This is a genomic window from Pseudomonas sp. HP_12 (assembly GCF_055283955.1).
In genome coordinates, this window is record NZ_JBTOQG010000009.1 from 108196 (window position 1) to 121327 (window position 13132).

Here is a 13132-nt window from a genome sequence, read left to right on the forward strand (position 1 = left end):
AACTTAGTGCCATTACTCCTATCTCATTAACACCTTCGCACTATGCTGTGTGACATGTTGTGGCATGCGCCGCACCTTATTCCGAGATGCAGTGCTCATGGACAACCAGACTCCCCACGTTGAGACCCCCGCCGCAGCAGAAACCCTTCTGGCGCTGATGCATGCCCAGGCGGAAGTGGCGCGTCTCAGCGAGCGCGAGCAGTTGTTCAGTTCTCTGCTGGTCAGCGTGAACGCCGTGTTGTGGGCGTTCGACTGGCAGACGCAACGCATGATCTATGTCAGCCCCGCCTACGAGCGCATTTTCGGCCGTTCCGCCGGTTTGTTGCTCGCCGATTACAGCGAATGGCGCGACAGCATCTACCCCGACGATCTGGACTACGCCGAGCGCAGCCTGAGCGAAGTGCTTGAGAAGGGCTCCATCGAAGACCGCGAGTACCGCATTATTCGCGCCGACGGCCAGGTCCGTTGGCTGAGCGATAAGTGCTTCGTCAGTCATCAGGCCGAGCACAGCCAGCGCCTGATCGTGGTTGGTATCGCCGAGGACATCACCGAGAAGAAGCACCTCGAAGACGAGCTGCAGCGTCTGGCCACCACCGATGTCCTGACACAGAGCAGCAATCGCCGGCACTTCTTCGAATGCGCTCAGCGGGAATTCGAGCAGGCCCGTTTGCAGGGCACGCCGATGGCATTCCTGTTGCTGGACGTGGATGATTTCAAACTGGTCAACGACACCTACGGCCACCAGGAAGGCGATCTCGTGCTGCAACGCATTGCCGAATGCGGGCGCAAGACGCTCCGTCGTGGTGATCTGTTCGGGCGAATTGGCGGTGAGGAATTTGCCGCGGTGTTCCCGGGCTGTGCGCCGGAAATGGCCCAGCAGATTGCCGAGCGGTTGCAGCGGGAGATTCAGCGCCTGAGCTTTCAGTGCAATGACAAAACTTTCGGTATCACTGCCAGCCAGGGGCTGACCAACCTCGGCGACCAGGACCAGAGCCTGGAAGCGCTCTACGCACGCTCTGACGCTGCGATGTACCAGGCCAAGCGCCAGGGCAAGAATCAGATTGTGCTGGTGTAAGCCTGCTTTTCCGAATCAACCTCCCGGCTAAGCCACCGTCTTGCTGCGCACCCCTTCCAGATCTGACCTGCTGACCTTCAAGAGCCGCGCCGATTTGCTTTTCGCCAGTGCCTCCAGCGGGTCTTCAAGTCCGAGTGATCCCATCTGTCCCGCCACATTCATCGCCAGGACCTCGCGCGTGAACACGCCGGTGTTGTATTGGTACACCGCCGCAATCAGCTCACGCAGCTCCAACGGCAGGCGCCAGCGCGTCCGTAATGCCGAGCCAAACGAGGCCGAATACTGCGCCAACGCGCGGCGAATGGTGGCCTCATCCAGCGCGCCGCCGGCGATCAGCCAGTCCTGCAAACAGCGCAACACCGTCAATTCGCCCAGCCCCCTGAGCAAACCGGCGCAGTAACAACGCTCGTGATTCAGATCCAGCTTGAGCGCCAGCGTCCGCGCACATTCGGCGGTGCGTTGCGAGACCTCCCAGATTTCGCTGGCTTGCAGCAGCAACGCTGCATCCGTGAGCACCGCGCCACGCTTGAGAGCGAGACCCTGAACCAGATTGACGCTCTGGGTACCGCCCAATACGGCGAGCGCCTGCCCCAGCGTCTGCACGGGCTTGCCTTGATGGTGGGACGCGCTGTTGGCGGCGGCAATCAACAACGCGGTGACATGGGGGTCGTGGGTCAACGCCTGTTCCAGCAACGTCAGATCAACGCCCGACGCTCCGCGGCTGCTGGCCACCGCCGCGGCCACGTCAACGAACAGCGGTCCGCCGTCTGCGACTTCCCGGCGCTGTTCCAGAAACGCATCCAGCCCGACGCCCGGCACCAGACCAGGCACCGCACAGGCAACCTGCGCACCGTCCTGCAACAGCAGCGTTTCCAGCCGTTGGCGCAGGCCTTCCAGGTTCAGGGGTTTGGTGAGGTAGGCCGTGGGCGCCAGCTGCACGGCTTCACGCACGCTGACGCTGTCGCTGCGACTGCTCAGCAGAATGAAACGAACCGGCGGCTGACGGCGCAGCTGCCGCAGCCCGCGCAGCAGGCTGAGCCCATCGACGCCCGGCAGCTCGCGGGAGGCGATTACCAGGTCGGGGATGTACCCGCTCATCCGCTCGATGGCCTCCCGGCCGTTGGAACAGATGTCCAGCTGCGCGTCACAACGCACATCCAGGACCAATTCGTTGAGCATCTCGCGGGCCCAAGGGTCCGATTCAGCGATCAACACGCGGGGAACGGCTAGCGCCTCTACAACGGTCATCATGACTCTCCGGCATCAGTCTCTTCACCATAGTCAAAGACTGCGCAGGGATACAAACCGAAAGAGAATTTCCTGACGTCAAAAACAAAAAAACCTGCCGAAGCAGGTTTTTTCTGACGAAGCGGTCACATTTGATCAAACGTGCCGCAGCTCATCGGCATGAAGTCAGGCGATTTCAGCGAAGCATTCTTCGATGATCTTCAGGCCTTTGTCCAACTGCTCGTCCGGCGAGGTCAGCGGGACCAGCACGCGCAATACGTTGCCGTAGGTGCCGCAGGACAGCAGGATGAGCCCCTTGTCACGAGCCTTCGCGATCACTTGTGCGACGGCAGCAGCGTTCGGCTTGTGGGTGTCGCCATTCTCGAAGCACTCGACGGCGATCATGGCGCCCAGCGCGCGAACTTCGCCGATGACCGGGTACTTGGCCTGGATGGCACGCAGGCCAGTGACCAGACGCTCGCCAACCGCTTTGCAGCGATCGAGCAGGTGCTCTTCTTCGAACACTTCCATCACCGCCAGCGCAGCCGCGCATGCGATCGGGCTACCCGCGTACGTGCCGCCCAGACCGCCCGGGGCGATGGCGTCCATGTATTCGGCCTTGCCGCACACGCCGGCCAACGGGAAACCACCGGCGATGGATTTGGCGAAGGTGGTCAGGTCGGCGCTCACGCCCATCTGTTCCATGGCGAAGAAGGTGCCGGTACGGCCAGCGCCAGTCTGCACTTCGTCAGCGATCAGCAGAATGCCGTGCTTGTCGCACAGTTCACGCAGACGCGCCATGAACGCCTTTGGCGCGACGTAGAAACCGCCCTCGCCCTGCACCGGCTCGATGATGATCGCGGCGATGTCTTTCGGCTCGGCGTCGTTCTTGAAGATGCGCTCGATGCTGGCGATCGAATCGTCAACGCTGACACCGTGCAGCTCGTTCGGGTAGATGGCGCGGAAGATACCGCCCGGCATAAGGCCCATGCCGGCCGAGTACGGCACGACTTTACCGGTCAGACCCAGGGTCATCATGGTGCGGCCGTGGTAGGCGCCGGTGAAGGCGATGACGCCTGCACGGCCTGTCGCGGCGCGGGCGATCTTGACGGCGTTTTCAACCGCTTCCGAACCGGTGGTGACCAGCAGTGTTTTCTTGGCGAAATCGCCCGGGACCTTGGCGTTGATCTTCTCGCACAGTTCGACGTAAGGCTCGTACGCCAGCACCTGGAAGCAGGTGTGGGTCAGCTTGGTCAGTTGCTCTTGAACGGCGGCGACGATTTTCGGGTGCAGGTGACCGGTGTTCAGTACCGCAATGCCGCCCGCGAAGTCGATGAACTCATTGCCTTCGACGTCGGTAACGGTGGCGTTCTTCGCAGACTCAGCGAAGATCGGGTGAATTTGACCAACGCCGCGTGGGACAGCAGCTTCGCGGCGTTTCATCAGGGATGCGTTAGTTTTGCTCATCATTTCCTCATTCGCCGCTCATCGGGCGGCGCGGTTCAAGGATCAAGCAGCGGGGTCAACAGCAACAGCATACGATGATCGACTGTCGCGGCCTCCCGGCCACCAATAAGTTGGTGCCACTGAAACCTGCGAAACGGCGCTCTCGCGTCCCGCAGGTTGTAGAACAGTTACTTCACTCTGCCACTCAGCCGGTTCAAATGCTGAGGCAGAGGTATTTGATTTCCAGATAATCTTCGATGCCGTACTTGGAGCCTTCACGGCCAAGACCGGACGCCTTGATGCCACCGAACGGCGCGACTTCGTTGGAGATCAGGCCGGTGTTGATGCCCACCATGCCGTACTCAAGCGCTTCCGCCACACGGAACACGCGGCTCAGGTTCTGCGCATAGAAGTACGACGCCAGCCCGAACTCGGTATCGTTGGCCATGGCGATCACTTCGGCTTCGTCTTTGAAGCGGAACAGCGGAGCCAGTGGACCGAAGGTTTCTTCCTTGGCGACGGCTGCGTTTTTCGGCACGTTGACGAGGATAGTCGGTTCGAAGAAATTGCCTTCCAGGCTGTTGCCGCCACTCAGCACTTTCGCGCCTTTGCTCAACGCGTCAGCGATGTGTTCCTTGACCTTGGCCACGGCTTTTTCATCGATCAGGGGACCGGTGGTGGTGCCTTCAGCCAGGCCATCGCCTACTTTCAGCTTGGCGACGGCAACCTGCAGCTTCTCGGCGAACGCGTCGTAGACCGCGTCCTGCACATAGATGCGGTTGGCGCAGACGCAGGTCTGGCCGTTGTTGCGGTATTTGGAAATGATCGCGCCTTCAACGGCCTTATCCAGGTCAGCGTCGTCGAACACGATGAACGGCGCGTTGCCACCCAGTTCCAGCGAGACCTTCTTGATGTCGTGGGCGCATTCAGCCATCAACTGGCGACCGATCTCGGTCGAGCCGGTGAACGACAGCTTGCGCACGATCGGGTTGCTGGTCAGCTCGCTGCCGATGTCGCCGGCGCTGCCGGTCACCACGCTGAACACGCCCGCCGGAATGCCAGCGCGCTCGGCCAGTTCAGCCAGTGCCAGTGCGGAATACGGGGTTTGCGAAGCAGGCTTGAGCACCATGGTGCAGCCTGCCGCCAGCGCCGGGCCGGCTTTGCGGGTGATCATGGCGGCGGGGAAGTTCCACGGCGTGATCGCTGCGGTAACGCCGATCGGCTGCTTGAGCACGATCAGGCGCTTGTCCGGCTGATGGCCCGGAATCACGTCGCCATAGACGCGCTTGGCTTCTTCAGAGAACCATTCGATAAAGGAAGCAGCGTAAGTGATTTCGCCTTTGGCCTCGGCCAGCGGCTTGCCCTGCTCCAGGGTCATCAGGCGACCGAGGTCGTCCTGGTTTTCAATCATCAGCTCGAACCAGCGACGCAGCTTGGCGCCACGCTCTTTGGCAGTCAGCGCACGCCAGGCCGGCAGCGCCTTGTCGGCGGCCTCGATGGCGCGACGGGTTTCAGCAGCGCCCATCTTCGGCACAGTGCCGAGAATCTCGTTGGTCGACGGATTGTTGACCTTGATGGTCTGCCCACTGTCGGCATGAGCCCAGGCGCCATTAATGTACGCCTGCTGGCGGAACAACTTCGAGTCTTTGAGCTGCATTGCGGCCTCCTGAACAGCACCGCGCGCGGCGGAGCGAATGGTTGTGTGCGGGCGCCTCGACCGAGGCCTCCGCCGGATAAGACTGTCGCCGGCCCTGATTGGAGAATAGAAGAAAGGCCGGGCGGGGCGTTTGAAATCTCAAACGAATCCTAGGGACAACAGGGGTAAAGGACAATAGTGCGTTCGAAAAAAAGAACGGGTGGGCTTGGGGTGGGGATGAATTCGGATCAGCGTAGCTGGGAGCATGTGTATGCGGTTGTCATGTGGGGGTGCCTTTACGGCTTGGGCTGGTCTCACTAAATTGTGAACGGCGGGTCATCGGCATGGACGCGTGCAAGCCAGATGAGTATTATGGCGCCCGCGTTGCACCTGTAGCTCAGCTGGATAGAGTACTGCCCTCCGAAGGCAGGGGTCATGGGTTCGAATCCCGTCAGGTGCACCAATATATTCAAGGCCTCCGGTCTTTATCACCCTTCCGCTCAACGTTCGTAACAGCAGGGTGACAGCAGCAGTTAAAAAAGCCCCGCTCAGTTTGTTCTGACGGGGCATTTTTCGTTAAGGATGACGTCTTTAGGAGCTAGCGAATGGATGGGTTAAATTTCCTCTACAGCGCTTTGGCCTCTGTGTCTGTCAGTGCAGCGCTGACGCTTTCGCTGGGTTTTATTCTTAGGGCGTGGATCACGGAGCGCCTGCGATCCAGTATCAAGCACGAGTACGACGATAAGCTGGAGAACTTGAAGTCAGCATTGAAAACCCAAAGCGACGCGCATTTAGCGCAGCTAAAAGCTGATGTGGATCGTGCAGCGGAGAAACTCCAAATTGCCGCGGCGTCATTTTCTGATGTTCAGAAGGCTACCATCAGCAAAAAAATCGAAGCTGTAGATCACATATGGGCCGCAGTCCGTAAGGCGCGCGGGCAGATACCCGCCGAGGTATATGTCGCTGACGTGCTGACCTCTGACGAGCTACTGAATCTGGATAAGCAAAACTCCACGAGAGCACTTCTCAGTAAGCTCCAGAAGCTCAAACCACTTGAGATTGCGCCAAAACTCTTCGAAGGTGCGGATGTGGCAAGGCCTCATGTCGGAGAGGTTGTATGGTCTTTATATTGCGCGTACTTCGGGATCATTACTCGGTGCTTATTCCTACTGCAAGGCGACGCTCGTGGCACCGATCGGCTCTGGTTTCAAGACGCGGCTGTGCGTCGAATGATTCAAAGCGCTTTTGGAGAGAATGCTCTATCCGAATTTGAAGGGTTGGAATTTCAACGATTGGCCTGGCTTCAAAGCAGATTCGACCAGCGGCTGTTTAGTGCGTTTGACAACCTCTTGACCGGGAAAGCTTTTAGTGAGGCGGCGCTGGCTCAAGCGATGGAAACCGAAAGAGTCATTGCTGATATTGATGCCAACACTGCTAAAGCTTCATATACGGCACCGTTGCTGTAGCAGTCGATGTGCAGTGGCGCGGATGCCCAGGTCCGGACGGTACTGCGTCCGAGGTGCACAGCAGCGACCACATCGCGGTCGGGGCTGGGTTCGCTGGCCAGCTCTCATGGCCAAGCCATAGAGGTATTGTCCAGGCCACTGGCGGATCCAGTTTTCACATTGCAAGCGCCGCACTGCTCAGGCTTGCGAATGGGCTCCACCAAGTCGTAGCGTCTATGTCATCCGACGGCAGTTGCACCAAGATAAGCAGATTTCGGTCTCCGAAAGAGAGGCGAAAATCTGGCATCTAAGCCACAGACTATGTTGGACCTGCCCTTGAGGGATTAGTATCTACTCACAAGCGTACTGACTGGCGCAGTTGTCGTTTTTGCAATCAGACTTGGCGACGTGCAGCGCTTACGGTATTAAGTCTTTTTACCCATATGGAAATGCGAGCATGGCTAGGAAGCTTCTGGTTTTTGGCAATGGGATAGGAATGGCCACGGATCCCCATCACTTCAGCCTTGCACGTGCGATGGGCCACGTTTGGGATACACCAGGAATATTGCTGGACGCTCATAAGCATCTGATCTACAGGTGCACGGGCATCCAAGGACAGCATCCCATTGCAGAGGACAATTTGGATGTCCTCCACCAGGTTGTCACCGCGTGCCGCATGCTTAATGGTATCGCAGAAGACGAAGTGCACTGGCTTTCGGAAGATGGAAGACAATTCCCAGATGCCATCGCGCGATATCTCCACAAGGTGGCGATAAGCCTCCACGAGTAAGAAGGACCAAAAAACGAGGAGTTTTTTGCAGCCTTGAGCAATTTTGTGATGCGCACCAATAGTCACGTCGCAACGCTAAACTACGACAAGCTTATCTATTCGCACTTTATTCAGGCAGGTGTGTTGTCCGGCTTTAATGGATCTTTAGTCGACGGCATAACCACAGGAGCCGGATTTTCAGAAGCTAATTTGGAGCGTCGTTGGTCTAAATCCTTTGGTTATTATATGCATCTCCATGGATCGCCACTTTTCTTTGATCACTTGGGGAGTGTCTATAAGTTACCTCGGGATTCTCTCCATCTAGGCATGGAGGAGTTCGGTCGACACATTGTGCTGACACACGTTCAACACAAAACTTCGGTAATTAATAGTTCCAGCATTCTCTCTTCTTACTGGAAGTATCTTAGCAGGGCCATAGGAGAAGTTGACAGCATAGTTTTGTTCGGATACTCCGGCCTGGATAATCATCTTAATGATTTGTTGAGAAGCGCCGCTGCCGACAAACATATCAAGATCGTGGAGTGGGATGGGGACGGGGTTGCTTTGGACCAGAGGGCATGGTTCTGGTCAATGAAGCTAGGAAAGGAGGTACAAATTGTGAGGCTGCCAAACATCACAGGATTCAACGACTGGTAAAGTTTTTAGGGTAAGAGTGACATTTCCACTCTACAAGTATTATTAGTTCAGCCCAAGATGCCAGGTCGTTTTCATGGCAAGGGTGCTAGCAAAATACAGCAGCATAGCCATTTTTAAAAAAATGCCACACAGCAAAATAATAGCTTAACCTAAGTTATTCCCCATGCAGAAACTGCCCTCTCGCCATTGAAAGCGACAGACTAGAATTGAAAGGAGAGCCAATTTATGAGCCTATTAGAGAACGCGATCCGCTCAATTCAAGATGGGCTGAACGACTATCAATATAACGATAGACTACTATCCAGCACTAGAAACATATACGCAGGGATTTTGCTGCTTTTCAAATACAAGCTGCTAACTTTAAGTGGCAAAGACACTAATGCGGCCTTAATTAAACAAAATATTATCCCGGTACTTGATGCACATGGAGTGGTAGTTTGGAAAGGCGCAGGAGACAAAACCATTGATGTTTCTGGCATAAAAGCCAGATTCAAATCTCTTGGAATCTCTGTCGAGTGGAATATCTTTGATCGGATAAGTAGGCACCGTAACGAGATTGAACATTTCTTCAGCCACTTAACTGAGAGCGAGACATCTGAGCTGTTAGCAGACTGCTTCATAATAATTAGCAAATTTCTGTCAAATCATTTAAACATGGATGCCAAGTCAGTACTTGGGGATGAGGCTTGGCATATCCTTCTGGACGGTTATGAAGTTTACGAAAATGAGATTCTGAATAAGAATCGCATTATCAATAATTTGGCATTTCACCACGATGTCATAAAAGAAATTTTTCTAAATTTCAGCTGTGTCAGTTGCTCCTCCTCTCTTGTACAGCCTACTCATCCAAGAGTACAAGCAGAGAGCTCGCTTTTTCGCTGTGCTGAATGTGAGTCCGAATATAGCTACGATGAGATTTGCAACTTCGGTATAACAGACCTTTATATAGGATGGTTCTGGGCAGGTTTTGGAGAGATCAATTGCCCATTCTCCAACTGCGACATCTGTGAACAGGGATTATTTTTAAAAGAATATAGTGTTTGCACCGCATGCGGATGCATCGATGCGACTGGATGAATGGAGTGGGGCGACATCATATACTACTTAATAAGCGCTGAGAAACGATGATTTACAGAATGGCGACTCCCATGAGAACGTGGCATATGTGAAGTATTGGTTATAAATCCAAAACATGCAGACCCAGGTTGAAAGCTTGTTTCAGGTCGAAGACGGCAACTCTGCAATTTAACCGTCTTTCGCCTACTGTAAACTTCACAAAATTTTCCACACCGACCATCTAAAAGTAGCGAAAGCTCGCTAACCTCGATTAGCACCATTGACTTCCTGCTAGTCCCCGCATGGGCACAGTTTATGGGTTGGAATCCCGACAGGTGCGCAAGCGCTGTACCTTGTGTTGCAAGGGCTCACCGTTACGGCTAGAAACCTGTTCTAGTCCTGAACGTCGTCTTCGCGAAAATAGTCGAAACCACAGTGCGAAGCGCGCCATCTCAGAAGCTAACCAGCTCAGTGCAATCGGCAATCATATCCGACGCCTAAGCTTGGTCAACCATGATCCAAATCAACTTGGGCATCTTGTCTCTTGGTTCGGGCTTGGTCGCACTGCCTCACCGACTCAATACCCGAAGATTGCAACGCACACCCCGGAGGTAGAGTATCGAGCTGTATGCGCACTGACAGCTCAATACTCTAGGAATCGTTGATTATGCTCCCGGCCGGTTAGACGACAAACTTACTCACCAAACCCTGCAGATGAACACCTAGTCGCGCCAGCTCAACGCTTGACGCTGCTGTCTGTTCGCTCGCCGAAGCGGTCTGTTCGGAGATGTCCCTCACACTGAGAACACTGCGGTTTATCTCTTCAGCCACTGCGCTTTGCTCTTCAGCGGACGCCGCGATTTGCTGGTTCATCGACTCGATGGTTGAAATTGAGCGACTGATGTTGCCGATCGAAGCCCCTGCATCCCGCGCCAGCTCCACGCTGTTGTCAGTCAGGAGGCGACTGTTTTCCAGGGTGGTCGCAACCTGTGCGGTTCGGCTGTGCAGACCACCAATCAGCGTCGCAATTTCTTCGGTCGACGCCTGGGTGCGCTGCGCAAGACTTCTTACCTCATCCGCGACAACCGCAAAACCTCGTCCGGCTTCGCCAGCCCGCGCGGCTTCGATGGCGGCATTGAGGGCCAGCAAGTTGGTTTGCTCGGCAACGGCCTTGATCACGTCGAGCACGCCGCCGATCTTGTTGCTCTCTTGCTTGAGCTCATCCATCGCGGTTTTCGAATAGCCGACTTCTGTCGCGAGTTTTTCAATCTGGAGCACTGCCTTGGCGACCACTGCATCGCCATCGCGAGCTTCTTTGGAAGCGCTGACCGCCGCATCTGACGCCTGCTCCGCGTTCCTCGCCACTTCCTGAACCGTGGCGGCCATTTGATTCATGGCTGTTGCGACTTGGTCGGTTTCGGTTCGCTGACTATTGACCCCTGCGCTGGTCTGCTCGGTGACTGCGGACAACTGTTCGGCGGCGCTCGCAATCTGAGTGACGCTATCACGCAGGCCACCAATCAACTGCCGCAGGTTGGTGGTCATTCTGTGCATGCTGGCTTGCAGCAGGCCCAGCTCGTCACGCCTTTGCGTCACTTCGCTGTACGTCAGATCGCCGTTGGCGACTCGATCAGCCAACTGCAGTGCTTCGCGAAGCGGACCCACGATGAGGCGGGTGATGACCCATGCAGCCAGTGCGCTGATGATGAGCGCAATGCTGAGCCATATGATCAACATCTTATTGGCTTGGCCCACATCCTCAATACGCAGCGAAACCTGGTTCTGCGCCAACTGATCGGCGGAAGCCAGCAGGACTTCGATGTTTTTGGTAATACCTGCCTGGCCTTGGTTAATGGCGGCCTGTGCTTCCGAAAACTGGGCAATGGCAGCCTGGTATTTATTCAGTGAAGCCTGGAAGCCTTTGATGGCATCAGGTTGAAATCCAGCGGCTTGCAGGGATTGGGCGTTGTTTACGGCCGCAGCGATTGAAGCGTTCGCCAGCTGCTGCGCGTCAGGCTTTAGCGTGAAGGTGTACCCACGCACATCAAAGCGCATTTTCTGAAAAAGCGTCAGCGCTTGCCCGATGGCATCTCGCTGTGCGGCCGTGCCCTCGGGCGAATTGGAGAGCGTGTCCAAGCGCAGCAGCACCTCCAATGCCTCATCGGCGGCGCTGCCAGACACGGCTCGGCTCGCTTCGCGCGTATGGGTCGCATTGATGATGTCGTTGTAAAAGCCCTTGTAAACCGTCATCGCGGCGGTCGCGGTTTTAACGTGGGGAATATTGAGCTCGGAGTCGAGTATTTCGCGCAAATACGCCAAATGACTGTCGAGGTTGTCATAGGCTTTTAGCCAGGTGGCAGCGTTGGCGTCGTCAGAATTCTGGCCGTAGACCAGCCGGGCGATGCGCATGTCCCGCGTCAGCGTTGTGAGCTTCGCGATGTCAGACACGCGCTCACTTCGCTCGCTGAGTGAGGAGATGCCTGTCCAACCCGTGAGGGCAATAAGCACAGTGAATATGATCACCAGGGTGAAGCCGAGTACGAGCTTCGACCTGACAGTCATGTTGATTAATATGTTCTTTAGCATGGCGCCCTCTGAAGTTTTAGGTATTCACATAGGAGAGGGCCACTCCATGCCATTCCTACAGCATTAAACTTCGGCCTGCCGCAAAAAAACTTTAGGAAAAAATCGTCCTTTCATACACTATCGACGCTATAGGTTACTTGCTTCGCGGTATCTATTCCGGACGAAAAGTTCAAACTATTTTGCTTGTTTTTTCGTTGTCCGATGGAAGGTCGCCTGAGTCAGAGGCTGGAGATCAATTCCGGTCTAGAGGTCACGGCTGCTGCTTACTACGACCCCGCCCCCCAAGGATTAGGCCTTCCAGGGCTGAGTATTTAGCGATAGCGCTATCGATGGATGGGAACAGTTTCAGCCCACTACTAAAGACAGTTGTTCTTTTTATTCAGCGCGGATAATGCCACCCCGCTGGCAACTTTGCACTTCGATATAGGGTGCCGTCATAGTGAAAGATTCAGGGCTTGCGCTGATTACCGCTAAGTGACCGCCACTTAAAATTCTTTACCGTTCAGAACCATTGTTTGGTGAACCGATAGAAACCAAACACTCATTCCAGCAGACCGACGGCTTGAACCAACTTCAGCCCCCACTCCACTCGTTCGGGAATGGCTTGAGTCAGCTGCTCCCGGTCTCCACCCAGCAGCGCTCTGAGCTGATGGGGCGCGAACACCAAGTCGATGAATTGAAGGGCCAGCGCATCAGGATCCGAGGGTTGATCCGGGCCCGCCATGATGGCGGAACGCACTCTGGTGAATCCGCCTTCCCACCCGATTCGATTCACTTCGGCCGCCAGCAGCGGGGTCCGACTGGAAGTGGCTATCACCAGGCGCATCATGGCCAGGGTATCGGGTTGCAGCGCATGTTCGAGGATGCCATGGCCCACATGCCTCAGGCGGCCTTGGAGCGGGAGCGCGGGAATCGCCTCGGCAGGCACCAGCAAAGTCGCTACGTGGCGCCGCACCACGGCTTCGAACAACGCCTCTTTATTGGCATAGCGCGCATAGAGAGTGGCTTTGCTGGCGCCTGCCGCCCGGGCGATGTCTTCGCATGAAGTGCCCTCGACGCCTTTGGCCAGAAAGCGCTGCAGCGCAGCATCCAGCAATCGACGCTCGGCCTCGCCCGCCTGACTTTGCCTGGGCCTGCCGCCTTTGGATTTGGTCGTGATCAACGTCATGGCCGGCAACTTACCGACCTCTTGTTTGCGCGTCAACTAAACGGTAACGTTCAGTTAAATCGGCGCA

Annotated in this window: 10 protein-coding genes, 1 tRNA gene and 1 pseudogene; 6 read left to right on the forward strand and 6 right to left on the reverse strand. The window is 55.9% G+C overall.

The features are described from left to right. Positions 1-97 precede the first annotated feature (97 nt). Positions 98-1075, forward strand: coding sequence for a GGDEF domain-containing protein (locus tag ACYASU_RS08775; protein WP_065990974.1), 978 nt, complete (start codon positions 98-100; stop codon positions 1073-1075). A gap of 27 nt (positions 1076-1102) precedes the next feature. Here ACYASU_RS08775 and ACYASU_RS08780 read toward each other — a convergent pair whose 3' ends face one another. From ACYASU_RS08780 to gabD, 3 genes are all read right to left on the reverse strand, one after another. Continuing rightward, positions 1103-2326, reverse strand: coding sequence for an HDOD domain-containing protein (locus ACYASU_RS08780; RefSeq protein ID WP_463582548.1), 1224 nt, complete (start codon positions 2324-2326; stop codon positions 1103-1105). Positions 2327-2488: 162 nt separating this feature from the next. Next, positions 2489-3769: a 4-aminobutyrate--2-oxoglutarate transaminase gene (gabT, locus tag ACYASU_RS08785; RefSeq protein WP_172610090.1), complete on the reverse strand. Its 1281-nt coding sequence runs from the start codon at positions 3767-3769 to the stop codon at positions 2489-2491. Positions 3770-3962: 193 nt separating this feature from the next. Continuing rightward, positions 3963-5405: an NADP-dependent succinate-semialdehyde dehydrogenase gene (gene gabD, locus ACYASU_RS08790; RefSeq protein WP_463582549.1), complete on the reverse strand. Its 1443-nt coding sequence runs from the start codon at positions 5403-5405 to the stop codon at positions 3963-3965. 365 nt (positions 5406-5770) lie between these two features. On the opposite strand from gabD, the gene ACYASU_RS08795 reads away from it, so the two are divergent. The 5 genes from ACYASU_RS08795 (at position 5771) to ACYASU_RS08815 (ending at position 9332) form a co-directional block, all read left to right on the forward strand. Then, positions 5771-5847, forward strand: a tRNA-Arg gene (locus tag ACYASU_RS08795). A gap of 142 nt (positions 5848-5989) precedes the next feature. Continuing rightward, entirely contained in the window at positions 5990-6850 is an 861-nt protein-coding gene (locus ACYASU_RS08800) for a hypothetical protein (protein ID WP_463582550.1), read from the forward strand. 436 nt (positions 6851-7286) lie between these two features. Next, a complete protein-coding gene (locus ACYASU_RS08805; protein ID WP_463582551.1) occupies positions 7287-7619 on the forward strand; it encodes a hypothetical protein in 333 nt (110 codons plus the stop codon). 33 nt (positions 7620-7652) lie between these two features. After that, positions 7653-8255 carry an SIR2 family protein gene (locus tag ACYASU_RS08810; RefSeq protein ID WP_463582552.1) on the forward strand — a complete coding sequence of 201 codons (603 nt, stop codon included), beginning with the start codon at positions 7653-7655 and terminating at the stop codon, positions 8253-8255. Positions 8256-8480: 225 nt separating this feature from the next. Further along, positions 8481-9332: a hypothetical protein gene (locus tag ACYASU_RS08815; RefSeq protein ID WP_463582553.1), complete on the forward strand. Its 852-nt coding sequence runs from the start codon at positions 8481-8483 to the stop codon at positions 9330-9332. A 660-nt stretch (positions 9333-9992) separates the two neighbouring features. Here ACYASU_RS08815 and ACYASU_RS08820 read toward each other — a convergent pair. From ACYASU_RS08820 to ACYASU_RS08830, 3 genes and pseudogenes are all read right to left on the reverse strand, one after another. Then, positions 9993-10865 carry a methyl-accepting chemotaxis protein gene (locus ACYASU_RS08820; RefSeq protein ID WP_442969482.1) on the reverse strand — a complete coding sequence of 291 codons (873 nt, stop codon included), beginning with the start codon at positions 10863-10865 and terminating at the stop codon, positions 9993-9995. Then, positions 10848-11897 (reverse strand): annotated as a pseudogene (locus ACYASU_RS08825) (methyl-accepting chemotaxis protein); the annotation flags it as partial. The pseudogene ACYASU_RS08825 and the gene ACYASU_RS08820, both read right to left, overlap by 18 nt. Positions 11898-12438: 541 nt before the next feature. Continuing rightward, the gene (locus ACYASU_RS08830) at positions 12439-13065 is read right to left on the reverse strand and encodes a TetR/AcrR family transcriptional regulator (RefSeq protein ID WP_282372107.1); all 627 of its coding nucleotides are present in this window, start codon (positions 13063-13065) and stop codon (positions 12439-12441) included. Positions 13066-13132 lie beyond the last annotated feature (67 nt).